General features: G+C 57.6%; 26 protein-coding genes and 1 pseudogene. 5 read left to right on the top strand and 22 right to left on the bottom strand.

Annotation, left to right across the window (positions count from 1 at the left end; all coding sequences use genetic code 11):
• Positions 1-113 precede the first annotated feature (113 nt).
• On the top strand, positions 114-779 hold the full coding sequence (gene ytfE, locus AB8W27_RS02665) for an iron-sulfur cluster repair protein YtfE (protein ID WP_015742581.1): 666 nt from the start codon (positions 114-116) through the stop codon (positions 777-779).
• A 68-nt stretch (positions 780-847) separates the two neighbouring features.
• Here the strand turns inward: ytfE and cycA are convergent, their stop codons facing one another.
• Both cycA and fklB read right to left on the bottom strand, forming a co-directional pair.
• Positions 848-2260, bottom strand: coding sequence for a D-serine/D-alanine/glycine transporter (cycA, locus tag AB8W27_RS02660; RefSeq protein WP_007764376.1), 1413 nt, complete (start codon positions 2258-2260; stop codon positions 848-850).
• Between the two features lie 287 nt (positions 2261-2547).
• The gene (fklB, locus tag AB8W27_RS02655; RefSeq protein WP_015742582.1) at positions 2548-3168 is read right to left on the bottom strand and encodes an FKBP-type peptidyl-prolyl cis-trans isomerase; all 621 of its coding nucleotides are present in this window, start codon (positions 3166-3168) and stop codon (positions 2548-2550) included.
• Between the two features lie 201 nt (positions 3169-3369).
• On the opposite strand from fklB, the pseudogene AB8W27_RS02650 reads away from it, so the two are divergent.
• Positions 3370-3956: pseudogene (locus AB8W27_RS02650) on the top strand (OapA family protein).
• A gap of 71 nt (positions 3957-4027) precedes the next feature.
• Here AB8W27_RS02650 and rplI read toward each other — a convergent pair.
• From rplI to yjfP, 5 genes are all read right to left on the bottom strand, one after another.
• Complete coding sequence (gene rplI / locus AB8W27_RS02645) at positions 4028-4477, bottom strand: 50S ribosomal protein L9 (protein WP_007764384.1); 450 nt, start codon at positions 4475-4477, stop codon at positions 4028-4030.
• Between the two features lie 41 nt (positions 4478-4518).
• Positions 4519-4746 carry a 30S ribosomal protein S18 gene (gene rpsR, locus AB8W27_RS02640; RefSeq protein WP_000135199.1) on the bottom strand — a complete coding sequence of 76 codons (228 nt, stop codon included), beginning with the start codon at positions 4744-4746 and terminating at the stop codon, positions 4519-4521.
• Positions 4747-4750: 4 nt separating this feature from the next.
• Entirely contained in the window at positions 4751-5065 is a 315-nt protein-coding gene (priB, locus tag AB8W27_RS02635) for a primosomal replication protein N (RefSeq protein ID WP_015742584.1), read from the bottom strand.
• A 5-nt stretch (positions 5066-5070) separates the two neighbouring features.
• Positions 5071-5466 carry a 30S ribosomal protein S6 gene (gene rpsF, locus AB8W27_RS02630; RefSeq protein WP_001216673.1) on the bottom strand — a complete coding sequence of 132 codons (396 nt, stop codon included), beginning with the start codon at positions 5464-5466 and terminating at the stop codon, positions 5071-5073.
• 171 nt (positions 5467-5637) lie between these two features.
• Positions 5638-6366 carry an esterase gene (yjfP, locus tag AB8W27_RS02625; RefSeq protein WP_015742585.1) on the bottom strand — a complete coding sequence of 243 codons (729 nt, stop codon included), beginning with the start codon at positions 6364-6366 and terminating at the stop codon, positions 5638-5640.
• A gap of 202 nt (positions 6367-6568) precedes the next feature.
• Between yjfP and bsmA the strand changes: the two genes are divergently transcribed.
• The 3 genes from bsmA (at position 6569) to AB8W27_RS02610 (ending at position 9366) form a co-directional block, all read left to right on the top strand.
• The gene (bsmA, locus tag AB8W27_RS02620) at positions 6569-6877 is read left to right on the top strand and encodes a biofilm peroxide resistance protein BsmA (RefSeq protein WP_015742586.1); all 309 of its coding nucleotides are present in this window, start codon (positions 6569-6571) and stop codon (positions 6875-6877) included.
• A gap of 134 nt (positions 6878-7011) precedes the next feature.
• Entirely contained in the window at positions 7012-7287 is a 276-nt protein-coding gene (locus AB8W27_RS02615; protein ID WP_007702069.1) for a DUF1471 domain-containing protein, read from the top strand.
• 147 nt (positions 7288-7434) lie between these two features.
• Positions 7435-9366, top strand: a complete 1932-nt coding sequence (locus tag AB8W27_RS02610; RefSeq protein ID WP_041923959.1) for a methyl-accepting chemotaxis protein — start codon at positions 7435-7437, stop codon at positions 9364-9366.
• On the opposite strand, the gene AB8W27_RS02605 is transcribed toward AB8W27_RS02610, so the two are convergent.
• From AB8W27_RS02605 to mutL, 15 genes are all read right to left on the bottom strand, one after another.
• Positions 9367-11001 carry an isovaleryl-CoA dehydrogenase gene (locus AB8W27_RS02605; RefSeq protein ID WP_041923960.1) on the bottom strand — a complete coding sequence of 545 codons (1635 nt, stop codon included), beginning with the start codon at positions 10999-11001 and terminating at the stop codon, positions 9367-9369. It abuts the gene before it with no gap.
• An 89-nt stretch (positions 11002-11090) separates the two neighbouring features.
• Positions 11091-12278, bottom strand: coding sequence for a glutathionylspermidine synthase family protein (locus AB8W27_RS02600; RefSeq protein WP_015742589.1), 1188 nt, complete (start codon positions 12276-12278; stop codon positions 11091-11093).
• Positions 12279-12935, bottom strand: coding sequence for a DUF1190 domain-containing protein (locus AB8W27_RS02595; protein ID WP_015742590.1), 657 nt, complete (start codon positions 12933-12935; stop codon positions 12279-12281).
• A gap of 21 nt (positions 12936-12956) precedes the next feature.
• Positions 12957-13355 carry a DUF350 domain-containing protein gene (locus tag AB8W27_RS02590; protein WP_007764406.1) on the bottom strand — a complete coding sequence of 133 codons (399 nt, stop codon included), beginning with the start codon at positions 13353-13355 and terminating at the stop codon, positions 12957-12959.
• 156 nt (positions 13356-13511) lie between these two features.
• Entirely contained in the window at positions 13512-14243 is a 732-nt protein-coding gene (gene rlmB, locus AB8W27_RS02585; RefSeq protein WP_015742591.1) for a 23S rRNA (guanosine(2251)-2'-O)-methyltransferase RlmB, read from the bottom strand.
• Positions 14244-14325: 82 nt separating this feature from the next.
• Positions 14326-16812, bottom strand: a complete 2487-nt coding sequence (gene rnr, locus AB8W27_RS02580) for a ribonuclease R (RefSeq protein WP_015742592.1) — start codon at positions 16810-16812, stop codon at positions 14326-14328.
• A 36-nt stretch (positions 16813-16848) separates the two neighbouring features.
• A complete protein-coding gene (nsrR, locus tag AB8W27_RS02575; protein WP_004385299.1) occupies positions 16849-17274 on the bottom strand; it encodes a nitric oxide-sensing transcriptional repressor NsrR in 426 nt (141 codons plus the stop codon).
• A 153-nt stretch (positions 17275-17427) separates the two neighbouring features.
• On the bottom strand, positions 17428-18726 hold the full coding sequence (locus tag AB8W27_RS02570; RefSeq protein ID WP_007764441.1) for an adenylosuccinate synthase: 1299 nt from the start codon (positions 18724-18726) through the stop codon (positions 17428-17430).
• A gap of 102 nt (positions 18727-18828) precedes the next feature.
• Positions 18829-19026 carry a DUF2065 domain-containing protein gene (locus tag AB8W27_RS02565; protein WP_007764444.1) on the bottom strand — a complete coding sequence of 66 codons (198 nt, stop codon included), beginning with the start codon at positions 19024-19026 and terminating at the stop codon, positions 18829-18831.
• A gap of 62 nt (positions 19027-19088) precedes the next feature.
• Positions 19089-20093 (bottom strand): protease modulator HflC, encoded by a 1005-nt coding sequence (hflC, locus tag AB8W27_RS02560; protein ID WP_007764447.1) that lies wholly within the window; start codon positions 20091-20093, stop codon positions 19089-19091.
• A gap of 2 nt (positions 20094-20095) precedes the next feature.
• Positions 20096-21340 (bottom strand): FtsH protease activity modulator HflK, encoded by a 1245-nt coding sequence (gene hflK, locus AB8W27_RS02555; protein WP_007764448.1) that lies wholly within the window; start codon positions 21338-21340, stop codon positions 20096-20098.
• A gap of 167 nt (positions 21341-21507) precedes the next feature.
• A complete protein-coding gene (hflX, locus tag AB8W27_RS02550; RefSeq protein ID WP_015742594.1) occupies positions 21508-22788 on the bottom strand; it encodes a ribosome rescue GTPase HflX in 1281 nt (426 codons plus the stop codon).
• A 73-nt stretch (positions 22789-22861) separates the two neighbouring features.
• Positions 22862-23170, bottom strand: a complete 309-nt coding sequence (hfq, locus tag AB8W27_RS02545) for an RNA chaperone Hfq (RefSeq protein ID WP_007702119.1) — start codon at positions 23168-23170, stop codon at positions 22862-22864.
• A 100-nt stretch (positions 23171-23270) separates the two neighbouring features.
• Positions 23271-24221 (bottom strand): tRNA (adenosine(37)-N6)-dimethylallyltransferase MiaA, encoded by a 951-nt coding sequence (gene miaA, locus AB8W27_RS02540; protein WP_015742595.1) that lies wholly within the window; start codon positions 24219-24221, stop codon positions 23271-23273.
• Positions 24214-26118 (bottom strand): DNA mismatch repair endonuclease MutL, encoded by a 1905-nt coding sequence (gene mutL, locus AB8W27_RS02535; protein WP_015742596.1) that lies wholly within the window; start codon positions 26116-26118, stop codon positions 24214-24216. Before mutL ends, miaA begins: the two co-directional genes overlap by 8 nt.
• Positions 26119-26125: the final 7 nt, after the last annotated feature.

Genomic DNA, 26125 nt, shown 5'->3' with positions numbered 1-26125 from the left:
AAATATTTTTGTGACACACCTCACATTTTAATCCCCCTCCTCTAAAGGGTTATAGCCTCGCTATAAAGATGCATTTAATATACATCTTATTAAATGATGAGTGAGGTACTGCTATGGCCTTCCGTGACCAACCCCTTGGCGAACTGGCGTTAACCATCCCGCGCGCCTCCGCGCTGTTCCGTAAATACAACCTGGATTTCTGCTGTGGCGGCAAACAGACGCTGCTGCGCGCGGCGACGCGCCAGGCGCTCGATCTGGAGGCGATTGAAAGCGAGCTGGCGGCATTAGCCGAGACGCCGCTGGAGAAGGACTGGCAAGCCGCGCCGCTTGCTGAAATCATCGATCATATCATCGTGCGCTACCACGACCGCCATCGTGAACAGCTGCCGGAGCTGATTTTGCAGGCCACCAAAGTAGAGCGCGTCCACGCCGATAAACCGGGCGTGCCGAAAGGGCTCGCGAAGTATCTGAGCATGCTGCATGAAGAACTGACGAGCCACATGATGAAAGAAGAGCGCGTACTGTTCCCGATGATTAAACAGGGCATGGGCAGTCAGGCGACGGGGCCGATTAGCGTGATGGAGAACGAGCACGATGAGGCGGGAGAACTGCTGGAAGTGATTAAGCACACCACGAATAATGTGACGCCGCCGCCGGAAGCCTGCACAACGTGGCGCGCGCTGTATAACGGTATTAATGCGCTGATTGACGATCTGATGAATCACATCAGCCTTGAGAACAACACCCTTTTCCCGCGTGCCCTCGCAGGCGAAAAATAAAAGGCGCCCTGTCGAGCGCCCCGGTAACTTGACCTTTTGGGCCCGATACGTGGGCCCTTTTTTATGGCTTAGCGGCGGAAGTTCGCCAGGCGTTTCTTGCCGATAAACAACCAGCACACGCCCAGCACCACAAACCACAGCGGCGTTACCATCAGCGCCTGACGGGTGTCATCTTCCAGCGTCAGCAGGGCGATAACAAACACGAAGAACGCCATGCAGACCCAGCACATCACCTTACCGAGCGGCATTTTGTAGATCGATTTCTCATGCAGCTGCGGGCGCTGCTTACGGTATACCAGGTAAGAGCACAGGATGATGGTCCAGACGAACATAAACAGGATCGCCGACACGGTGGTGATCATCGTAAACGCGGTAATAACGTTCGGGTTGATATAGAGCATCACCACACCGCCCAGCAGGCAGATGCAGGAGAAGGTCAGCCCTTTCGCCGGTACGGCGCGTTTAGAGAGTTTGGCGAACGCTTTCGGCGCCACGCCGTCTTGCGCCAGACCGTAGAGCATACGGCTGGTGGAGAAGACGCCGCTGTTGGCGGAAGACGCTGCCGAGGTCAGGACCACGAAGTTAATCAGGCTCGCCGCCGCAGGTAGCCCCACCAGCACAAACAGCTCGACGAACGGGCTCTTGGTCGGCACGACGGAGCTCCACGGCGTCACGGACATGATGATAATCAGCGCGAAGACGTAGAACATGATGATGCGAATCGGAATCGAGTTGATCGCGCGCGGCAGCGATTTTTCCGGGTCTTTGGTTTCGGCGGCGGTGGTGCCCACCAGCTCAATACCCACAAACGCGAAGACCGCAATCTGGAAGCCTGCGAAGAAACCGCTCAGCCCTTTCGGGAACCAGCCGCCTTCATTCCACAGATGTGCAAAGGACGCTTCAACGCCGGTCGGCGATTTAAAGTGCATCAGCACCATTACCAGCCCGACCACGATAAGCCCGACGATGGCGACGATTTTGATCATCGCGAACCAGAACTCCATCTCGCCGAACATCTTCACGGTGGCGAGGTTAAGAGAGAGCAGCAGCACGACCACCGCCAGCGACGCGACCCAGTCCGACAGGCCGGGGAACCAGAACTGCGCATAGGCGGTAATGGCCACGACATCCGCCATGCCGGTGACGACCCAGCAGAACCAGTAGGTCCAGCCGGTGAAATACCCCGCCCAGGGGCCGAGTAAATCGGCGGCGAAATCGCTGAAAGATTTATATTCGAGATTCGAGAGCAGAAGCTCGCCCATCGCCCGCATGACGAAAAACAGCATAAAGCCGATGATCATATAGACGAAAATAATCGACGGGCCGGCGAGGCTGATGGTTTTGCCGGACCCCATAAATAACCCGGTGCCGATAGCGCCGCCGATAGCAATCAACTGTATATGACGATTCGTAAGATTACGCCGCAGCGACTGCTCAGCCGGCGCCTCAGCAGCGTCAGCCACTTTGATCTGATCTGACATGTTCTTTTCCTGTACCTGTCTGTGTTGTTGAGGCTCTGCTGGCCTCTATTTACGTGTCGAAATGACGATGTCACTGGCAAAACATCATCGATATTAGGTAAGAATCGGAGGGTTGAATACTAAGATTTAAATATAATGTTAATTTTATGTTTAAAATGGGTGGCAAATCACTTTCACTTCGCGAAATGCATCACAAAAATACCCGCAATCCGCCTATTATCAAAATAAAATCGCGTTATTTCACTTACGGAAAAACAAATCCCCGCCGCAGCGGGGATATGAAACCCTTACAGGATTTCCAGCAGTTCGACTTCAAATACCAGGGTGCTGAACGGCGGAATGGACGCGCCCGCGCCGCGCTCGCCGTAGGCCAGGTTGTGCGGAATCGTCAGTTCCCATTTGGAGCCGACCGGCATCAGGGTCAGTGCTTCAATCCAGCCCGCGATAACGCCGGTGACCGGGAATTCCGCCGGTTCGCCGCGCGCGACGGAGCTGTCAAACACGGTGCCGTCGATAAGCTTGCCGGTGTAGTGCACGCGCACGCGATCCTTACGGGAAGGGATCGGGCCGTCGCCCTGCGTCAGAACGCGGAATTGCAGGCCGGATTCGGTGCTGTTCACCCCTTCGCGCTCGCGGTTTTCGTCCAGATATTTCTGGCCTTCTACCGCCATCTCCTGCTGGCGTTCGCGACGCACGGCGTCGGCGCGTTCGTGGATTTCACGCAGCGCGCGATGCACCACGTCAACAGGAACGGCTGGCTGGTTGCCTTCCAGCGCGTCACGCAGCCCCGCCACCAGCGCCTCCGGCAGCAGACCCTGTAAGCCCGACTCGCGCAGTTGCTGTCCGACCTGTAAGCCAATGCCGTAGCTTGCCTGCGCTTCAATGGTGTCAAAAGAAGGGGTTGTCATGGGGTTATCCTTTCTCAATGGGAAAATTAGCGGGCAGCATAACAGCAGCGCCACGTCGGGTAAAATAATCCTCCGGCAAGGTGGTAAGGTCAGGGATGCCAGCGCGCTCACGAATGCGCGCTTTTCTACCGGCATCAAACAGTTAGAACGCTATAATGGTACACTGGCACGGCGAAGCGTTTCAGTGAATGAGGAGAAGACATGCCCGGACGAATTAAACCGTTGCTGGCGCAGGTATGGCACGCCCCGGACCACCTCCGGCTGATGGACCCGCTGCCCCCGCGCACCGACGCGGCATTATTCTTTGCGCGGCCGTCATCGCGCTGTGCTTTTTATGGCCTTCTCCCGACGAGCCGGAAACCCCGCAGCGACGTGACGCGCAGCTGGACTTCAGCCGCGCGCCGGAGACCCCGGAAGCGCCGGTACAGCCGCAGGTAATCGCGCCATCCCGGACGCCGGAGGAAAGCGTCCAGCAACCGGCTTCCAGCGCGCCGGTGCAACCGTTCCAGAATAACGATATTAAACAACAGTGGCGCACCTATCGCGTGGAATCCGGCAAAACGCTGGCGCAGCTGTTCCGCGATCACAGTCTACCGCCGGAAGATGTGTACGCGATGGCCAAAGTGGAAGGCGACGGCAAGCCGCTCAGTAATCTTCAGCAGGGACAGATGGTGCAGGTGCGGCAGAACGCCAGCGGCGTGGTGACGGCGCTGACTATTGATACCGGCGATAATCAGCAGGTGCTGTTTACCCGCCAGCCGGACGGCAGTTTCCTGCGCGTGCGCTGAGATTTTCAGCGTGTCAGAAAAGCAAAACGCCGGCACAAGGCCGGCGTCTTTACGTGCAGTTGAGTAAAAACTTACTCAGCAACCACGTTTACAGTCAGTTTAGCGAATACTTCGCTGTGAACCTGGAAGTCCACTTCGTGTTCGCCAGTGGTACGCAGAACGCCGTTCGGCAGACGAACTTCGCTCTTAGCCACGTCAACGCCCGCTGCAGTTACAGCGTCAGCGATGTCGCGAGTACCGATGGAACCGAACAGTTTACCTTCGTCGCCCGCTTTGGACGCGATGGTAACAGAGCCCAGCGCATTGATTTTCTCTGCGCGAGCTTCAGCAGCGGACAGAACGTCAGCCAGTTTGGCTTCCAGTTCAGCACGACGTGCTTCGAAGAACTCAACGTTTTTCTTGGTAGCCGGCACAGCTTTGCCCTGCGGAACCAGGAAGTTACGAGCGTAGCCCGCTTTAACGTTTACCTGGTCGCCCAGGCTGCCCAGGTTTGCTACTTTATCAAGCAGAATAACTTGCATTACCTTATCCTCTCAAAGTCGTATTAATGGACCGTGACCGATTACTGATGACGATCAGTGTACGGCAGCAGGGACAGGTAGCGAGCGCGTTTGATAGCGCGAGCCAACTGACGCTGATATTTTGCACGGGTACCGGTGATACGGCTCGGGACAATCTTACCGCTTTCGGTGATGTAGTTTTTCAGCGTAGCGATATCTTTATAGTCGATCTCTTGAACGCCTTCCGCGGTGAAACGGCAGAACTTGCGACGACGGAAATAACGTGCCATTTGGCTAGTCTCCAGAATCTATCAATTCAATCTGCTCGGCATGCAACACCATTTTGCTCAGTCCGTTCTTTGCCTTGTGGCAACTGATGAACCCCTGAACGGTGATTTGCGTGCCGACCGTTATACTGTGAGTAATGGCCTGGTTCTCGTGCCCGCTGATTATTACAGGCATCTGGCACCACGCCTGCCGGTGGAAACCGGCCTCCTCCTGCACAGAACGATGCTCAAGCACGAACTGGCAATGAGGAATTCCTGATGGGCTGACCTTTCGAAGGGGTGCCCTGCACACGGTGCCGGACAACACCAGACGGTTGGCCATCAGAATTACTCTTCAGAATCCCCAGCTTCAGCATCATCAGCGGTTTCGTTAGCGAAATCATCGCGACGCTCACGGCGCTCGTCTTTCGCTTTAACCATCGGAGAGGCTTCAGTTACGGCGTGTTTGGTGCGCATAACCATGCTGCGGATAACGGCATCGTTGAAGCGGAAGGTAGTTTCCAGCTCATCGATAACTTCCTGCGGCGCTTCAACGTTCATCAGAACGTAGTGGGCTTTGTGCAGTTTGTTGATCGGGTAAGCCAGCTGACGGCGGCCCCAGTCTTCCAGACGGTGGATCTTGCCTTCTGCACCAGTGATGGCAGCAGAGTAGCGCTCGATCATACCCGGAACCTGTTCGCTCTGGTCAGGATGGACCATAAAAACGATTTCGTAATGACGCATCGAATTGCTCCTTACGGATTATTCAGCCTCCTGTCTGGGTCAGCCGCGGCCCGGGGAGGCAAGGAACGTGATTAAAGGGCGGCTGAAAAATTGACGCGTCATTCTAATGGCGGACCATGACAAACACAAGGCCGCTGGTAAAAAAAGCCGCAATCCCGGTTTGCGCGGTCTTTAAAGATGGCGAAGGAAAAACGTGACCGTCGCGTCCAGCGCTTCGGGCGTAATCCGGTGCTTCACACCCGGTTGCCACTGGCAGGTCAGGTTTTTATCGAGCGCCTGTTCACGCAGCGCGTCGGCTAAACGCAGGCTTTGCGCCGCCGGCACAACGTCATCATCTTCGCCATGCCACAGCAGCAACGGGCGGTCCGCCAGACGCGGCAGCTGGCTTTGCGCGTCCCAGGGCGCCAGCGCGGCCCTCACCGTTTCAGCCTCAGCGGCATCCGGCGGAAAAAGCGTATGGGAGAGCGAGGTAAACCAGCCGGAGCCCATCAGGCTTGCGACGCATTTTACTTGCGGATGATGCGTCATGATGCCAAGCGCGGTCATCCCGCCCATCGACGCCCCGCCGACCGCAAGCCTGCCGTCAGCCACCAGCCCTTCATTGATAATCGCGTCACGCAGCGCCGGGTATTCCGTCAGCGTTTCGTGAAGGATTTGCCAGAACTGCGTCATCCGCCTTTGCGCATCGCCGCTAAAGCGCGCGCCGTGACCGGGCGCATCCGGCATGATCACCCGGAACCCGGCCTGCGCCAGCGCGACGGCGAAATAGCTGTAGACCGTTTTGGACGAGGCAAAGCCGTGATAAAACAGCACCGTCGGCAACGCCTTGTTACCTATCCCCGCAGGCGTCGCGTGCAGTACCTCATTATCCGCAAAACGGCGGGTCGAAATTTCAATCATACTTATCTCCTGCAAAACGTCTTTTTGGCCGACAGGCCATGATGCTAAAACCAGCGCAACGCATGGATTTTTATCATGTTGAGAGCCAGATTACGCTTTTGCGATTTTTCATGCTCAAAAGCGCGCCTTAGTCGGCAGAACCGGCACAGGGCGGGCCCTTATTCCCTTACACTTACTACAATTAATGCCTGAGGTAACGAGAATGCATATGCGACGGCTCATTTCTTTATTGATGGTGGCGACATTGACCGCCTGTAGCGCCCTGCAGGGCACGCCGCAGCCTGCGCCGCCGGTGGCGGATCACCCGCAAGAGATCCAGCGCTACCAGACGCAGGGGCTCGTCAAAATGGGCACCGTCACGACGCTGCAGTATGGTTCGCCGGATGACGCGCTGCGCGATATCGCCGCACAGGCAGGCGCCGCAGGCGCGGATTACTACCAGGTCATCGCCAATGATGACACTCTGCTGCCTGGCCGCTGGCACGCCCAGGCGATTTTGTACCGAAAGTAAGCGTAAGCCGTCGTTTTATTTAGCGAAATTTACACTGCTTTGCGTGCATTGATCGTACCTGCTGCACAATAACTTTCGGACTGCGCCGGGAACCGGAGCGCTGCATTTATCGAAGAGGTGTAAGGGAGCTGACAATGAAACGATCGCTGGCATTAACGTCGCTGTTGTTATCTGCGGGTCTGATTACCACTTCTGCGCAGTCTGCTGAAGAGGTCAATGCCGACAGGGTCACGGGCTTAAATGAAATTGGCGTGATTTCGGTGAATGATATTTCCGGCACGCCGCAAGAAATTGAAAAAGTCATCGCCTATAAAGCGGACGAACAGGGCGCTGCCTATTATCGAATTATTCAGATGCATGAAAATCAGCGGCCCGATAACTGGCATGTACAGGCAATTATCTATAGTTGAACGTTCTTTAGCTAAATTTCAGTTTTTATTTAGCTTTGCCATGATCTAAATCAAAATAGATTGAAACAAACAGTTACATTTACCTGTTAAATATTACTGCTCAGCTGCCGTTGAAGGTGCCAAATACTCGTGCACAAGAGCTTATTTATGACACTTTCAATTCAACGCTGGGGACTGGGCGCGAAGCTCTCATTCCTTACGGGCGTCGCGGTAGCGGCCCTTTTTTTATTGTTCACCTTCGCATTAAGTCACAAAGCCAGCGAGCAACTGGAAGCGCTGGCGCTTGAAGATCTGCATAACCAGACCACAAGCGTGGTGGATATGGCGCAGATGTTCGACAGCAGCCTCAATGAAGAGGTGGCAAGCTTCACGAAACTCTTCAACAGCTTTATTCCACAACCCATCAGCCGTGATGAAAGCCAGATGCAGAGCATCAACGGCATCAGCGTGCCCATGCTCAAGGGCGCTGACACCTCCCTGCATGAAAACAACGCGCTGCCCGACGACTTTCTGACCCGCACCGGGGCCATCGCCACGCTGTTTGTCCGAAGCGGCGATAACTTCGTGCGCGTGGCGACATCGCTGCGTAAAGAGGACGGCAGCCGCGCTATCGGCACGCAGCTCGATACCGCAAGCCCGGCGTTCGCGCCCGTGATGAAAGGCGAAACCTACCGCGGCCTGGCGCTGCTGTTCGGCAAACGCTACATCACGCAGTATGAGCCGGTGAAAGATACCAGCGGCCAGGTTATCGCTATTCTGTTTGTCGGGGTGGATATCACCCACTCCTGGCAGGTGATGCGCAATAAAATCCTGAACCGCCGCCTGGGCGAAAGCGGTCGCTTTTACGTGATTAATCGCGCGCCGGGCAAAACCTACGGCCAGTTCCTTTTCCACCCGAGCGACGAAGGCAAACGCCCGACATGGCCGGACGCCATCTTAAAACCGGTACTGACCGAGCAGCAGGGCACGCTGGAGATGGAAAAAGAGGACGGTCGCACCGCCCTTCTGAGCTTTACGCAACTGCCGGGCTGGAACTGGGCGATTGTCGGGGAAGTGGATAAAGCGACGCTGCTCAGCGGCGTGACCAGCATGCGCAATCAGTTCCTTGCGGCGGGCGTTATCGTCTCGCTGCTGTTTGCCGCTGCCTTTGTCTGGACCGTACGCCGCTGGCTCACTACGCCGCTGCGCAACGTCATTACGCTTGCGCGTCAGTACGCCGCAGGCGATCTGCGAGAGACTATCGATACGCGTCGCCAGGATGAAGTGGGCCAGCTTATCGACGCCATTAACGGCATCGGCAACGGCTTACAGCAGATTGTGAATCAGGTGCGCGACGCCGCAGGCGATATCAGCCACGGCACCCGCGCGCTGGCGTCCGACAGCGGCGAGATCAGCGAGCAGATCAACAAGCAGGCGAGCAGCGTGGAGGAAACCTCCGCGAGCATGGAACAACTGGCGGCCACCGTGTCGCAAAACGCCGCCAACATGGAGCAGACGCAAAGCCTGGTGAAAGAGGCGTCCGACGCCGTTCAGCACGGCGGCGAAACCGTCAGCAACGCGGTCACGACCATGAACGACATTCGCAGCGCTTCACAGCGCATCGCGGATATCACCCATGTGATTGAGTCTATCGCCTTCCAGACCAACATCCTGGCGCTGAACGCCGCCGTGGAAGCGGCGCGCGCTGGCGAGCACGGTAAAGGCTTTGCGGTCGTAGCGCAGGAAGTGCGAGCGCTGGCGGCACGCAGCGCCAACGCCGTGAAAGAGATAGAACAGCTCATCAGCGACACGCTCGCTAAAGTCAGCGAGGGTCACGCGCTCTCTGAGCAGACGCGCAAGGCGATGGAAGCCATCATCAGCCGTATCGGTCAGATCAATCAACTGGTGACGGAGATAAACCACGCCTCGCACGAGCAGTCTGCCGGTATTGGTCAGGTGAATATCGCCATGCATCAGATTGGCGAAGCCACCCATATCAACGCCGAGCGCGTGACGCGCAGCGAGCAGACCGCGCAGGTGTTGCGTGAGAAAGGCAACCACCTGAACGAACTGGTGAGTCTGTTCCGCCTGAAGGCGTAATCAGCCCGCCCCACCCGTGGCGCGCAGCAGCGCCTGCGCCAGCACCGGCTCCGCCAGCGGGGTGTCGCCACGGGTATCCAGCATCATCCGGCACCAGGCCTGCGCCAGCGGCGGCGTCAGCGAACGCAGCACCTGGGCGCCGGTCGCCAGTAAAAAGAGCTGCGTGGTAATGGCGCGCCCGGCCGCTTCATCGGGCCTGCGCAATTGCCCCGCCAGCTGTCGCCAGGCGCGGTCGAAATGCCGGTCCTGTCCTTTTACCGCCTCAAACTCATTGCTCAGCATCTCCAGCACGCCTGGCTGGCGCGTCAGCACGCGCAATACATCAAGGCACATGATGTTGCCGGAGCCTTCCCAGATACTGTTAACCGGCATTTCACGGTAAAGGCGCGGCAGTTCGCTCTCTTCGCAATACCCGATGCCGCCGAGCGCCTCCATCGCCTCCGCCACAAACGGAATGCCGCGCTTGCAGACGCCATATTTCGCGGCGGGCGTGAAGAGGCGTGCGAACGCCACCTCGTGCGGCGATTCGCGCTGCTCCCACGCGCGGGCCAGACGAAACAGCAGCGCGGTGTGCCCTTCCAGCTCCAGCGCCATGCGCCCGAGCACCTGGCGCATCAGCGGCTGATCGATAAGATTCTTGCCGAACGCCTGACGCTGATGCGTGTGGTAGATCGCTACTGCCAGCGCGCGGCGCATCAGCCCGTGGCTGCCAAGCGCGCAGTCAAAACGCGTCATGCCGCCCATACGGAGGATCTGGCGCACGCCTTCGCCCTCTTCACCCAGCAGCCAGCCGAGCGCGTCGAGAAATTCCGCCTCGCTGCTGGCGTTCGAGCGGTTGCCGAGTTTATCTTTCAGACGCTCCAGCCGCACCGCGTTGCGCTGTCCGTCCGGCAGAAAGCGCGGTACGAAGAAACACGAAAGGCCGCCTTTGGTTTGTGCGAGCACCAGATGCGCGTCGCTTTGCGGCACCGAGAAAAACCATTTATGGCCCACCAGCCGGTACGCCTCACCGGCGCCGCGTCCCGCCACGGGTTCCGCACGGGTAGTGTTACTGAGCACATCCGACCCGCCCTGTTTTTCCGTCATGCCCATGCCGATAAGCAGCCCGCGCTTTTGGGCGCCGGGCAGCAAATGGGAATCATAGCGATCGCTTGCCAGCGGCGTCCGCCAGTCGGCGAACAGCGGCGGCAGATGGGCCTGTAACAGCGGCGTGGCGGCGAATGTCATGGTAATCGGGCATAACGTGCCTGCTTCCACCTGCGCGTGCAGAACGAAACGCGCGGCGCGAGCGACCAGCGCGCCATCGCGCGCCGTCTCAAGCCACGGCAGATTGTGAACCCGGTTAGCGCACAGCCCCTGCATCAGCAGGTGCCACGCCGGATGAAAGCGCACGTCGTCGAGACGTTCGCCTCGCGCGTCATAGCGCAACAGCTCTGGCGGATGGGCATTCGCCAGTCGTCCCAGCTCCAGCGATTCCGCCGTGCCGAGCTGCTGGCCGATGCTTGCGAGCAGCTCCGCGTCCCAGGCCGCGCCTTCGCGCAGCACCGCCTCGCGCAGCGCCGTATCGGAAAGAAAAAGATTGCTGTTATTGAGTGCGACGGGCTGATTGAACACCGTGTGGGTTTGCCAGTGCATAATCCCTCTCCTTACCTGTGACCACTCTGTTAAGTATGGAGGGAGAGGGAAAAGAAACCGCCCGCTTGCTTCACAAAAGCGAAAACCCGTCAGCCGGCGATATAGTGAGGAATGAAACGCGAGGTGTCTTTGGTGATAAGCGAGCCATCTTCGCGGATGCCGATGCCCGCAGGCTCATCGCCGACGATCCAGCTGCCGAGCAGCGTATAGCTGTCACCAAACCGCGGCAGCGCCTGAAACGCCTGCCAGATAACGGGCTCGTTGCCGTAATCGCCTTCTTCATGAGCCAGCACCTGGTCGGCGTTATCAAACAGCGTCACGTTGCCGCCTTCACGTGAAAATAGCGGTTTGCGAACGTACCCTGCGTAACCGGAAAGCGCCTGCGCGACGTCATGCCGCTCGCGCGCGAAATCGTCGTTAAACCACGCCGGTAACAGGTTTGGATGGCCGGGGAACTGCGCCCAAAGCAGCGGCAACAGCCCTTTATTGCTGAGAATGCTTTTCCACAGCGGCTCATACCAGCGCTCGGCGCGCTTACAGAGCAGCGGGCCGTTGTCGTCACGCATCATCCACTCCAGCGGATAGAGCTTAAACGCCTGCCGGATGACGTTATCGTCTAAGTCCGTCAGCACACCGCCAAGGCCAAGACCGATCTCTTCGATATAGATAAAACGCGTCTCAAGGCCCGCCTGCCGCGCGCAGTCTTCCAGGTACAGCACCGTGCCGCGATCCTCCTCGGACTCCTGACAGCAGCTGAAATAGAGCGGCTCAGGCGTCGCTATCTCAGCAAGACGCGCGATGAGCTTCTCCTGGAGGCTGTTGAACTGATCGGCATCGCGCGGAATAACCCCCTGGCGGCGCGCATCCTCCAGCCACTGCCACTGGAAATAGGCGGATTCATAGAGCGAGGTGGGCGTATCGGCGTTGTATTCCAGTAACTTTACCGGCCCCTGCCCGGTCCAGACAAAATCCATGCGCCCGTAGAGCGATGGATCCTGGTCTTTCCAGCTTTGGGCGATGGCGTCCCAGTAAAGCTCAGGAATGGCGAGCCGCTCCAGGATATGCGCATCGCGCACGGCGCGGTCGACCACGTCAAGGCACATCTCGTGCAGTTCCGCGGTGGGCGCTTCTATCTGCTCTTCAATCTGGCGCAGCGTAAAGCGGTAGGCGCGGCTTTCATCCCAGTAGATTTCATCATCGATGATATGAAAGTGAAAGCCGTGTTCGTGCGCGATACGCGCGAGATCCGGGCGCACCGGCGTCTGATGGCGCAGCATTTATCCTCCCCAGCTACTGCGGGAGCTGGATGAGCGGCCAAAGCCGCCGCGGGAAATCGTTGTGGCGCTGCGGGTCACGGTGCTGTGACTGCTGGCGCTGGCACCGGAGCGCTGCCCGCCGCGCCAGACATAATCGCCAGACGCGTTTTGCCAGACGGGGCGCGTGTAGTAGTAGTGATAGCCGGAGCTTGAGGTGTAATACGACGACGAGGAGTCATCCAGCTCGCGTTTTTTGTCCCTGTTGCTCGCCAGCAGGAAGCCCGCCATCATCGGCACCCAGGTTTTCGCCGCGCTGTCGTAATAGCAGTTATTGCCATACGCGGTGCTACAGGCGTCCCAGGTGAGTTTCGGCGGGATATCTTTTTCAAATTCGGCTTTGGCGGTATTCCAGGCGTTGGTGCAAAGATCTGCCGGATTCCCGTCCTCACGGCACTCCTCGGGCGTCGAGTAATAAACCCCGTCGCCGTCATTGTCGTTATCGCCAGAATCCTGACAGGCTTTGAGGCCGAAAAACGCCGCGCCGCCCATGATGGCGAGCGTGAGTATTTTCGGCCCTTTTCGTTCCGGCTCCGGGCGTGGAAGAAATTTCAGATCCGAGGTATTAGCAACCGGATGCCCACTTTTTTTCTTGCCACGTCTTTTCCTTGCTGCCGTCATATCCTTCCTTGTGATTGCCTTTTACCAGGTCATACAGGCCGCGTTCAGAATACCGCCCGCCAGCGACGCCACGCCCATAAATATGGCGGCCGCAACGTTACGGTTAATAATTTTCTCGCTCAGTTTCGGCATGTATAAACGCACGCCGCCGTAGATTATAAGCTGGACGACGAGCGCGATCGCCCCCCAAATCAGATAGTCTGTAATGCTGACGGAGTTGATCGCCGCACTGGCGAGCGGCACCACATAGCCTAAAATCGCGCCGCCGAACGTAATCGCCGCCGCGCTGTTATTCTCTTTGATTAATGTCCACTCGTCATGAGCGGTGATGCGGGTGTAGATGAACATAAAACAGTTAATCATCGCCAGCCCGATAAAAAAGTAAGCGCAAAACGCCATCAGTCCGTGGAATGTCTGCACGGTTGCATCTCCTGAGTCCAGTTAGAGGTATTGATTAAACAGGCAAATAGCCTGTGGCGCTTATAGTAGCAGCGGAGTTTATCGTTTCTGGCGCTTTAATAAAACTTTACACAGGAATTGGACGCAATAAAAAACCCTCCGCAGAGGGTCTTAAGATTAGCTGCGCTGACGCACGGCTTCGAAGAGACAGATGCCGGTCGCCACCGAGACGTTCAGCGAAGAGACGCTGCCCGCCATCGGGATGCTGATAAGCTCATCGCAATGTTCACGGGTAAGACGGCGCATCCCTTCTCCTTCCGCGCCCATTACCAGCGCCAGGGGGCCGGTCATTTTGCTCTGGAAGAGGGTGTGATCCGCTTCGCCCGCAGTGCCGACGATCCAGACATTCTCTTCCTGCAACAGACGCATGGTGCGCGCGAGGTTCGTAACGCGGATCAGCGGCACGCTTTCCGCCGCGCCGCAGGCGACTTTTTTGGCGGTCGCGTTGAGTTGCGCGGAGCGATCTTTTGGCACGATCACCGCATGCACGCCCGCCGCATCGGCGCTGCGCAGGCAGGCGCCGAGGTTATGCGGATCGGTTACGCCGTCCAGGATCAGCAGGAACGGCTGGGCGTGCGCCGCGAGCAGATCCGGCAGATCGTTTTCGCCATACTGACGCCCCGGCTTTACGCGCGCCACGATACCCTGATGCACCGCGCCATCCGCTTTTTCATCCAGCCACTGGCGGTTTGCCACCTGTACCGGCACGCCCTGCGCTTCCAGCGCGTGGATCAGCGGCAGCAGACGTTTGTCTTCACGCCCTTTAAGAATAAACACTTCCTGAAAACGCTCGGGCGCGCTTTCCAGCAGGGCCTGCACCGCGTGGATGCCGTAAATCATTTCACTCATGAATGGTACTCGTTATGGGCGGCGAGCCGCCCGGTGTTAGGCAATACGTGATCAATCGGGCCTGGCGTGCAGGCCCCCACGATTACTCGTCGCGCTTTTTCTTCGACGCGCGCTTCGCTTTAGTCGCGGCCGCGATTTTTTGCGTCTTCGCCGACGGTTTTTTACCGCTTTTCGCCGGTTTTTCGCTCTTCTCCGGTCTCGCGGCGCCGCCGTCTTTCGTTACCTTTCCGCGCCCTTTCTCGTTACGAAAGGCTTCGTTAGGCTCAAAATTCTGACGTTTGCCGACCTGACGGCGGCTGCGATTTTTACCGCCACCGCCACCGCCACCATTACCGCCTCTCTTCTCGCGCTCGCGCGCGGTTTTACCCACGTTACGCGGTCCACGCTCGCTGGAGATCAGCGAGAAGTCGATTTTACGCTCGTCCATGTTAACCGCTTCGACTTTCACTTCGACGCGATCGCCCAGACGGTACGTCTGGCCGCCGGATTCGCCGATCAACCGCTGACCTACCTGATCAAAGCGGTAGTAGTCGTTGTCCAGCGACGAGACATGCACCAGGCCGTCGATGAAGAGATCGGTCAGGCGCACGAAGAAACCAAAGCCGGTGACGCTTGAAATCACGCCGGAGAAGGTCTGTCCGACTTGATCCTGCATGAAGTCGCACTTCAGCCAGTCCGCCACTTCGCGGGTGGCTTCATCGGCGCGGCGTTCGGTCATGGAACAATGCTGGCCCAGTTGCAGCATCTCTTCCATGGTGTAGTGCCAGCCGCCGCTTTCGGTGGTGTTGCCTTCATGGCCCTGCTCTTTCGCTATCAAATATTTGATAGCGCGGTGCAGCGTAAGATCCGGGTAGCGGCGAATCGGCGAGGTAAAGTGCGCGTAGGATTGCAGCGCGAGGCCGAAGTGGCCGCGGTTTTCCGGATCGTAAATCGCCTGCTTCATCGAGCGCAGCAGCATGGTTTGCAGCATCTCGTGATCGGGACGATCGGCGATGGAATCCAGCAGCTCGGCGTAATCGCGCGGCTCCGGCTTGTTGCCGCCCGGCAGCTCCAGGCCCAGCTCCGCCAGCACAGAGCGGAACGAGGTAATCGCTTCGTTGGTCGGACGGTCGTGAATACGGAACAGCGCCGGCTCTTTATGTTTCTCGACAAAGCGCGCCGCCGAGATGTTGGCGAGGATCATGCACTCTTCGATAAGCTTATGCGCGTCGTTACGCTGGGTCTGCTCAATGCGATCGATACGGCGCTCAGCGTTGAAGATAAACTTCGCTTCTTCGCTTTCAAACGAAATGCCGCCGCGCTCGGTACGCGCTTCTTCCAGCGCCTTATACAGCACATGCAGCTCTTCGAGATGCTTCACGAGCGGCTGATACTGGCTGCGCAGATCTTCATCGCCCTGAAGGATATGCCATACCTTGGTGTAGGTGAGGCGGGCGTGCGAGCTCATAACCGCTTCATAGAACTTATAGCCGGTGAGACGGCCTTTGGCGGAGATGGTCATTTCGCAGACCATACAGAGGCGATCCACCTGCGGATTCAGCGAGCACAGGCCGTTGGAGAGCACTTCCGGCAGCATCGGGACAACCTGCGACGGGAAGTAAACCGACGTGCCGCGGTTGCGCGCTTCGTTATCAAGCGGCGTAGGCGGGCGTACATAGTAGCTGACGTCGGCGATAGCCACCCACAGGCGCCAGCCGCCGCCGCGTTTTTTCTCACAGAACACGGCATCGTCAAAGTCGCGGGCGTCTTCGCCGTCAATGGTGACGAGCGGCAGGTTGCGCAAATCAACGCGCCCTACTTTAGCCTCTTCAGGCACTTCTTCTTTCAGGTGCGCAATCTGTTCTTCGACGGCTTTCGGCCATACGTAAGGGATTTCATGGGTGCGCAACGCCATATCGACGGCCATGCCGGTACCCATGTTGTCGCCAAGCACTTCCACTATCTTGCCGATAGCTTTGGTGCGGCGGGTCGGGCGCTGGGTCAGTTCGACGACCACCACATAACCCATGCGAGCGCCCATCACCTCTTCCGGTGGAATCAGGATATCGAAGCTCAGACGGCTGTCGTCCGGCACGACAAAGCCGACGCCCGCATCGGTGAAATAGCGTCCGACAATATTGCTCTGCTTGGGCACGAGCACGCGCACAATGCGCGCTTCGCGGCGGCCTTTACGGTCTGATCCGAGCGGCTGCGCCAGGACGATATCGCCGTGAATGCAGGTTTTCATCTGCTCCGAGGAGAGATAGAGATCGTCTTTCCGGCCTTCGACGCGCAAAAAGCCATAGCCGTCGCGATGGCCGATCACGGTGCCTTTTTGCAGATCAAGACGTTCCGGCAGCGCATAGCACTGGCGGCGGGTAAAAACTAACTGGCCGTCGCGCTCCATGGCGCGCAGGCGGCGACGCAGCGCTTCCAGCTGCTCCTCGCCTTCAATACCGAGTTCGGACGCCAGTTCATCGCGGTTAGCCGGTTTTTCACGTTTTGTTAAATGCTCGAGGATAAATTCCCGGCTCGGGATGGGGTTGGCGTACTTTTCAGCTTCTCGTTCCTGAAAAGGATCGTGTGACATAGCGGTTCCTCCGTTGTCATCAGTGGCGCGAATGCGTCATTCCACCAGCAATAATTTGTAGAGCGGCTGGTTTTCCTGCACTAAATCGGCCAGCGTGTAGTTATCCAGTTCCTGAAGAAAACGCGCCACTGCGTCACCCAGCACCTGTTTCAGGCGACACGCAGGGGTGATGTGACAGAACGCGCTACTACAGTTCACTATAGACAGGGGCTCCAGCTCACGCACCACATCCCCAATGCGGATGGTTGCGGCTGGTTTGCCAAGGCGGATCCCGCCGTTTTTACCCCTCACGGCGGTCACATAGCCCGCACGACTAAGTTGGTTGATAATTTTGACCATATGATTGCGGGATACGCCGTACACCTCAGTGACTTCAGAAATGCTGGTCATGCGGCCTTCCGGCAAGGACGCCATATAGATCAAAGCCCGTAGCCCGAAATCGGTAAAACTCGTTAACTGCACATCAACCTCAGAATATGGGAGGGGAAAAACGCGGTTCGCCCAGAGGGCGATATGTTGATGATAAACCAGCCAGATGTCAGGCGGCTAATTTATTTGAAAAAGGCGGGTAAAAACCGGGTAAACAAAGGGCGCGTTTACCGCGCCCTGAAGTGGTTATGCGTCGAACGGATCGCGCAGGATCATGGTTTCGGTACGATCCGGACCGGTAGAGATGATGTCGATCGGCACGCCGGTAACTTCTTCAATACGTTTGATGTAGTTCAGCGCCGCCTGCGGCAGGCCGTCACGCTCTTTCACGCCGAAGGTGGATTCAGACCAGCCCGGCATGGTTTCGTAAATCGGCTCGATACCTTCCCAGTCATCCGCCGCCATCGGGGTGGTGGTGACTTCACGGCCGTCAGGCATACGGTAAGCGACGCAGATTTTCACCTCTTTCAGCCCGTCCAGGACGTCCAGTTTGGTCAGGCAGAAGCCAGACAGAGAGTTGATCTGCACGGCGCGGCGTACCGCTACCGCATCCAGCCAGCCGGTACGACGGCGACGGCCAGTGGTAGCGCCGAATTCATTACCTTTTTCACACAGGAATTCGCCGATGTCGTCGAACAGCTCGGTCGGGAACGGACCTGCGCCAACGCGGGTGGAGTAGGCTTTGATGATGCCGAGCACGTAGTCCACATAACGCGGGCCAATGCCGGAACCGGTCGCTACGCCACCTGCGGTGGTGTTGGAAGAGGTCACATACGGGTAGGTGCCGTGGTCGATATCCAGCAGCGTGCCCTGCGCGCCTTCAAACATGATGAAGTCGCCGCGTTTACGCGCCTGATCCAGCAGGTCGGAAACGTCTACCACCATGCTGGTCAGCACGTCGGCAATCGCCATGACGTCGTCGAGCACTTTCTGGTAGTCAACCGCTTCGACTTTATAGAAGTTCACCAGCTGGAAGTTGTGATATTCCAGCACTTCTTTCAGTTTGTCAGCGAAGGTGGCTTTATCGAAGAGATCGCCCACGCGCAGACCGCGACGTGCGACTTTATCTTCATAAGCCGGGCCGATGCCGCGACCGGTGGTGCCGATGGCTTTGGCGCCGCGCGCTTTCTCACGTGCGACGTCGAGCGCAACGTGGTAGTCGAGGATCAGCGGGCAGGCTTCGGATAACAGCAGACGTTCACGAACCGGGATCCCACGGTCTTCCAGTTCCTTCATCTCTTTCATCAGCGCGGCAGGCGACAGCACAACGCCGTTACCGATGATGCTGGTGACGTTATCGCGAAGAATGCCTGATGGAATAAGATGGAGGACGGTTTTTTCACCGTTGATTACGAGAGTATGGCCGGCGTTGTGACCGCCCTGGTAGCGCACAACATATTTAGCCCGTTCAGTCAGAAGATCGACGATCTTCCCTTTACCTTCGTCACCCCATTGGGTGCCCAGTACGACGACGTTGTTACCCATTTTTCAAAATCACCGTTTGCTTAAAAAAGGATTCTAACACCAGCTTTGCTGATGTTCAGCCCTTTTTGTATACAAATTTCGTCGATTTTGCCCGATTTTTATTCAGTTAATCGTTTTCCTCAACATGTAGTAGATCACTATCCCGGCAACCACAAGACCACCACCGAAACGGCGCAATAAAGTGTCCGGCATTTGCGTCATAGAGAGGATCATCCGCCGCCACAGACGTGGAAAAAGCAGCGGGCCAAGCCCTTCAACCACCAGCACCAGCGCTAGCGCCAGTAAAACCGTTGTATTCATTGTGCGTAAAACCTGCATAAAAAAAGAGCCGGTGATAACCGGCTCTTGTTAAGGGTTAGGGCTTAGCGTGCGCTATTGGCCGGCGTTTTCATATAGCGGAAGAAATCGCTGTCCGGGCTCAGCACCATGACGTCCTGATTGGAGTTGAAGCTGTTCTCATACGCACGCAGGCTACGGATAAAGGCGTAGAAATCCGGATCCTGGCTGAACGCGTCAGCGAACAGTTTCGCGGCTTCGGCATCACCTTCACCACGCAGGATACGCGCCTGTCGTTCGGCTTCTGCAAGCGTACGGGTCACTTCATAATCCGCCGCCGCGCGCAGTTTTTCCGCTTCTTCCTGGCCCTGCGAGCGGTGACGACGGGCGACCGCTTCACGTTCAGCGCGCATACGGTTGAAGATAGCTTCAGAGACTTCCGCCGGCAGGTTGATCTGCTTAATACGCACGTCAACCACTTCAATACCGAGCGCCGCCATACTGTTCGGGTTGATAACCGGCACTTTACCGTTAGTTTCTTCGGTTACGCGTTTCGCCGCAGAAGCGATAGCGTCATCCGCCGCTGGCGTTTCGACTTCATCTTCAGTACCCGCAGAACCGGAGTTCAGCGCTTCGCGTACCTCAGAAGTCAGGCGACCACGGGAATCGGTGACGATGTCTTTGACGTCAAGACGACCGATTTCAGAACGCAGACGGTCCGAGAACTTACGTTTCAGCAGGACTTCCGCCTGAGAGAGATCGCCGCCGCCTGTCGCCAGGTAGTAACGACTGAAATCGCTGATGCGCCATTTGATGTATGAATCGACGATCAGGTCTTTCTTCTCTTTGGTGACGAAACGGTCCGCCTGGTTATCCATGGTCTGGATACGGGCGTCCAGCGTCTTCACTGACTCGATAAACGGCAGTTTAAAGTGCAGGCCAGGCTCGTACACTTTCGGCTTGTTATCGTTGTCGCGCACGACTTTACTGAATTGCAGGATGATGCCGCGCTCACCCTCTTTCACCACAAAAATTGAGGTGTAAAGCACCACCAGCACGATGATGATTACCGCAATGACTGACTTACGCATCGTTATTCACTCCCTTCGCGCTGGTAATCGTTACGCTGCGCGTTGGCACGGCGTTGATCCATAATATCGCCACGGCCAGAGGACGCGCTGTTGCTCGCGCCGCTGTTGCCGCTGCCGGAGGCCGGCGGCAGGCGCAGCAGCGGGTTGCCGCTGTTGTTGTCGTCGCTCGCGGCAGGCGCGGAACCGCCTTTCAGCATCTGATCCAGCGGCAGCACCATCAGGTTTCCGCCTTTGTCATTAACCAGCACTTTACGGGTGTGGCTAAGCACTTTTTCCATGGTTTCGATATACAGACGCTCGCGGGTGATTTCCGGCGCGGCTTTATATTCCGGCAGGATCTTCGCAAAGCGCGCCACTTCACCCTGCGCTTCCAGGATGGTCTGCGTTTTATACGCGCGGGCTTCTTCCAGCGTACGCTGCGCCTGACCGTTCGCGCGCGGCTGGACTTCGTTGGTGTACGCTTCCGCTTCACGGATGTATTGCTGCTCGTTTTCACGTGCGGCAATCGCGTCGTCAAACGCGGCTTTCACTTCTTCCGGCGGACGAGCGGCCTGGAAGTTGACGTCCAGCAGCGTGATGCCCATGTTGTACGGACGGATGGTTTCTTCCAGCTCGCGCTGGGTATCGCTACGGATAACGGTACGGCCTTCCGTCAGAATGCGGTCCATGGTGTATTTGCCGATAACGCCGCGCAGGGCGCTGTCGGTTGCCTGGCGCAGGCTGTCGTCGGCGTTGGCGACGCTAAACAGGTAGCGACGTGGATCGGTGACGCGGTACTGCACGTTCATCTCAACGCGCACCACGTTTTCGTCAGAGGTCAGCATGATGCCGGAGGCAGCCAGCTCGCGCACGGCTTCCACGTTGACCGGCACCACTTCATCGATAAAGGTCGGTTTCCAGTTAAGGCCAGGCTCAACCAGATGACTGAATTTGCCAAAGCGCGTCACAACGCCGCGTTCAGCTTCTTTAATGGTATAGAACCCGGTGACGGCCCATAAGATGACCGCAGCGGCCGCGACGATGCCTACAATGCGCCCGCCGACCGGGCTGCGCGGCTCTTGCGAAGAACCGCCGCCTTTACCACCGCCAATACCGCCCAGCTTTTTACTGAGCTTACGGAAGATATCATCCAGATCCGGCGGCCCTTGCTCGCGACCGCCTTTATTTCCCCCAGAGTTGCCGCCAGGCTTGCTGCTTCCCCACGGGTCGCGGTCCTGTCCGTTATTACCGGGCTGATTCCACGCCATGTTTATGCTCCATATTTGTTATGCGGTGATATACCTTTCGTTCTTCAGACGGCGTGATGCCGTGCGTTTTCGCCATGCCAGGAGCGAAAAGCGCGGGCGTCATTACCCCGCCTGAGTCCATCCGGGTACCCCCCAAAGGGGAATATTTTCAGGCTTCGGCCAGCCGGTTAGACCACGTAGTCAACCAATGCCGGTTCCTGTTTACAGAGGCGACGCCAGTCAACAATCGGCATGCGAACGTGCAACCCGACGCAACCGTCCTCCTCCATCCACTCTTTTTCGATCGCCTGAAGCTGGTAAAACCGGCTCCGCAGACGTCCGGCTTCCGGCGGAAGGCGCAGCGCATGCTGGACTATTTCGCCGGAGAGACGTTCCGTCAGGGCCTGGAAAAGCAGTGGCACGCCCGCCCCCGTCTGTGCGGAAAGCCACACGCGGATGGGCACATTCTCGTCGTTTCTGTCGATACGCGGCTCGAAATCCTCCAGCATGTCGACTTTATTCATCACCAGCAGCGTCGGGATCTCGTGGGCGTCTATCTCTTCGAGTACGGTATTAACCGCCTCGATGTTTTCCGCCATGCGGACATCCGCCGCGTCGATCACATGCAACAGCAGCGTCGCCTGACGCGTCTCCTGCAATGTGGCTTTAAACGCGGCGACCAGATCATGCGGCAGATGACGGATAAACCCAACGGTATCCGCCAGCACCGTTTCGCCGACATCCGCGACGTCTATGCGGCGCAAAGTCGGGTCGAGCGTGGCGAACAGCTGATCCGCTGCATACACCTCAGCCGTGGTGATTTGGTTAAACAGGGTGGATTTGCCGGCGTTCGTGTAGCCCACCAGAGAGACGGTGGGAATATCGGCTTTGGTACGTGACCGACGTCCCTGCTCTCGCTGCTTCTCGACGCGCTCCAGCCGCGAGAGGATCTGAGTAATACGGTTACGCAGTAAGCGACGGTCAGTTTCCAGCTGGGTTTCACCCGGACCGCGCAGGCCGATACCGCCTTTCTGGCGTTCAAGGTGAGTCCAGCCGCGCACCAGTCGCGTAGCTAAATGGCGCAGCTGCGCCAGCTCAACCTGCAGCTTACCTTCATGGGTACGCGCACGTTGGGCGAAAATATCAAGAATCAGGCCGGTGCGGTCGAGAACGCGACACTCGCACAGGCGCTCCAGGTTACGTTCCTGGGCCGGGGTCAACGCATGATCAAAAAGGACAACTGACGCCCCAGTGGCTTTGACTGCATCGGCAATCTCAACGGCTTTACCTTCACCAACAAAATACTTTGGGTGCGGCGCTTTACGGCTACCGGTAATCACCTGTAATGCTTCGACACCGGCGGAAGAGACCAGGGATTCGAACTCCTGGAGGTCTTCCATATCTTTGTCTTGCGTAAAATAGATGTGTACCAGCACCGCCTGCTCACCGGCATCATAACGGTCAAACAAGCGTAAACCCTCTTAAAATACCAGCGGGGAACACAGACGAACTGGTCCCCCGACATGGAGCAACAGCCAGGCCTTACTCGGCGTCTTCGCTATCCTGAGAGGCAGCGGAAGATGGCTGTGCGTTGTTGCTGTGATGGTAGTTACTGGAACCGCCACCCGCGTTGTTGCTATGGTGAGAAACCGGACGAGACGGCACCACGGTCGAGATCGCGTGCTTGTAAACCATCTGGCTGACCGTGTTTTTCAACAGGATCACGAACTGATCGAAAGATTCAATCTGACCTTGCAGCTTAATACCATTCACCAAATAAATAGAAACTGGAACACGTTCCCGACGCAGAGCGTTGAGGAACGGATCTTGCAAAGATTGCCCCTTAGCCATTCTATCTTTTCCTTATATGCTTGTTGTTTATACTCTTGAACCCTTGGGCTCTGAAAAACTGCGTAAAAATCCGCGCACGATACGGTTCAATTGTACACATTCATTGTTGCTTCGCACCAATAACCTGTAACACATCGCTGTACGCCTGTTCAGGCATTTCACTGTCGAGCCAGTGTACGCCTTCCCAACCGCGCAGCCAGGTCATTTGCCGCTTCGCTAACTGTCTCGTGGCGCAAATACCTCGATAAACCATTTCGTCATATGAAATTTCACCCGCCAGATAAGACCACATCTGCCGGTAACCCACACAACGAATGGAAGGCATGTCCGTATGCAAATCTCCACGGGCAAATAACGCCCGGACTTCTGCCTCAAAACCTGAAGCCAACATCTGGTGAAAACGCTGCTCAATGCGCTGATGGAGCAGTTCACGGCTCGCCGGGGCGATGGCGAACTGATGCACCTGATAGGGCAGAGCTTCTCCTGACGTCTGCGTCAGTTCCGTTAAAGTTTTACCCGAAATGAAAAAAACTTCCAGTGCCCGGGAAAGCCTTTGCGGATCGTTGGGATGGATTCGCTGCGCCGCGACAGGATCTATTTCCTGAAGCTTGCGGTGTAATGCGTCCCATCCCTGCTCTGCGGCCTGTCGTTCAATCTCCGCTCTGACGGTCGGATCCGCCGACGGAAGCGGCGAAAGCCCTTCCAGCAGCGCCTTAAAGTAGAGCATGGTGCCGCCCACCAGCAGTGGTATGCGCCCGGCGGCGACAATATCCGCCATCTCTTTTAGCGCATCGCGGCGAAAATCGGCCGCGGAGTAAGCCTGCGCGGGATCGATAATATCCAGCAAGCGGTGCGGCGCCTGCGACAATTCGTGCGCATCAGGCTTAGCGGTGCCGATATCCATGCCCTTATAGACCAGCGCGGAATCCACGCTAATCAACTCTACCGGCAGCGTCTGGCGCAGGCGAATGGCTAACGCCGTTTTGCCCGATGCTGTCGGCCCCATCAGAAAAATCGCCTTAGGAAGGCCAGTTTTACTTACGTCATTCATGTGTCAGGGCATTCATCGCCGGTTGTAAATCAATAAGTTGCAATAAACCACCCGGCGGCGTTTTCACCATCTGCGGACACAGCCTTTCAAGCTCCGCCAGCGTCGCGATGGCTTGCGCGACGCTCCACGGTTGCGCGATAACCAGATGGCGGGCAAGCCATCCGGCAACAGCGGCGTCGTAAGCGTTTGGTTGCTGCGCCAGGTAGCCTATCAGTTCAGGAATCAAGATTTGTAAATTTTGTTGGCGTAAGGGTAAAGGCACTGCACGAATTGTCACGTGATGCCCGTCGAGGACGATTTCAATACCCAGACGCGCCAGTTGCGGCTGCGCACGCGTCATCACCTCGCGCTCATCGCCAGAAATTTTCAGACGAACCGGAATCAGCAGCGGCTGTGCGCAGGGCGCTTCATCACGCGGCAACAGCTGCGCCTGTTTGAGACAACGCTCCGCCACGCTTAAGGCCAGCAGCATTAATTTGCCGTCGCGCTCAAGCAAAGCCACGTTTTCAGATACCAGCGTCAGTACTCGCCCAAAACTGTGCGAATGCCCCTCCAGCGCAGGCGCAGGCGGCGCCGTTTCACGCGTTGCGGCAGTCGCGGGCGCGACAGGCGACGTGACGGCGGGCGTCTCCAGCAATTGCTTATACAACGCGCCTTGCTGTTTCTGGTAGCCCGGCGTCGCATTCGGCCAGCCGCCGTTACTGGCGCCGCTGCGCCCGGTACCTGCTGACGCACCGCCGGAGGCATGGCGCGGCGCATCGCTTTCGCGGATGGTTGCGCGTTCACGCTCGCGCGGCGCCGGGTCGGCGAACTGGTTTTTCCCCGCCGCGACGCGGTTTTCCGGATGCCAGCGCGGCGCGTCTTCGGCAGGCTCATTCAACGAGAGCGGGTTTGCCGCCTGCTGCTGAAGCACGCTCACCACACCCTGATAAATAAAGTCGTGCACCAGCCGCGACTGGTGAAAACGCACCTCATGCTTGGCCGGATGCACATTCACATCCACCTGATGCGGATCGATTTCCAGATACAGCACATACGCAGGCTGCTGATCGATGCCGAGTTTATCTTCGCAGGCCTGACGAATCGCGTGATTGATCAACCGGTCGCGCATCATACGGCCATTTACATAGCAATACTGGATTTCGGCCAGCGCCGCCGTGGTGGCTTTCGGCTCCGCCACCCAGCCATGCAGCGCCAGATCGCCATGCTGCCACTCAATAGCCAGCGCCTGCTCAAGAAACGCCGGGCCGCAAATGCTGCCAAGACGTCGCTCGCGCGGCGCGTTGCCCTGTACGGCCCGGTACTGGCGCATCATTTTGCCGTTGTGGCTGAGATTAATCGTTACGTCAAAACGCGCCAGCGCGATACGCCGCACCACTTCGTCAATGTGCGTGAATTCGGTTTTCTCGGTGCGCATGAATTTGCGCCGCGCGGGGGTGTTGTAGAACAGATCCAGCACTTCAAGCGTGGTGCCGACCGGGTGCGCCGCTGGTTTGACGGTCACATCCATATCACGGCCTTCGGCGTAAGCCTGCCAGGCTTCATGCTGATCGGCGGTGCGAGAAGTCAGCGTGAGACGGGATACCGAGCTGATACTGGCCAGCGCTTCGCCGCGAAAGCCGAGGCTGATAATGGCTTCGAGATCGTCCAGCGAGGCGATTTTACTGGTGGCGTGACGCGCCAGCGCCAGCGCCAGCTCGTCTTTCTTAATGCCGCCGCCGTTGTCGCGAATGCGGATAAGCTTCGCGCCGCCACGCTCGATATCGATATCAATGCGCGTGGCGCCAGCGTCGAGGCTGTTTTCTACCAGCTCTTTCACGACCGACGCAGGGCGCTCCACCACCTCGCCCGCGGCGATCTGGTTCGCAAGCTGCGGCGGCAGAACCTGAATCGGCATGAATTCT

The sequence above is a fragment of the Cronobacter turicensis genome (genome assembly GCF_041222865.1).
GTDB classification, from domain to species: Bacteria; Pseudomonadota; Gammaproteobacteria; order Enterobacterales; family Enterobacteriaceae; genus Cronobacter; species Cronobacter turicensis.
The sequence above is the reverse complement of the archived record's forward strand: the minus strand, read 5'-3'. Positions and strand labels throughout refer to the sequence as shown.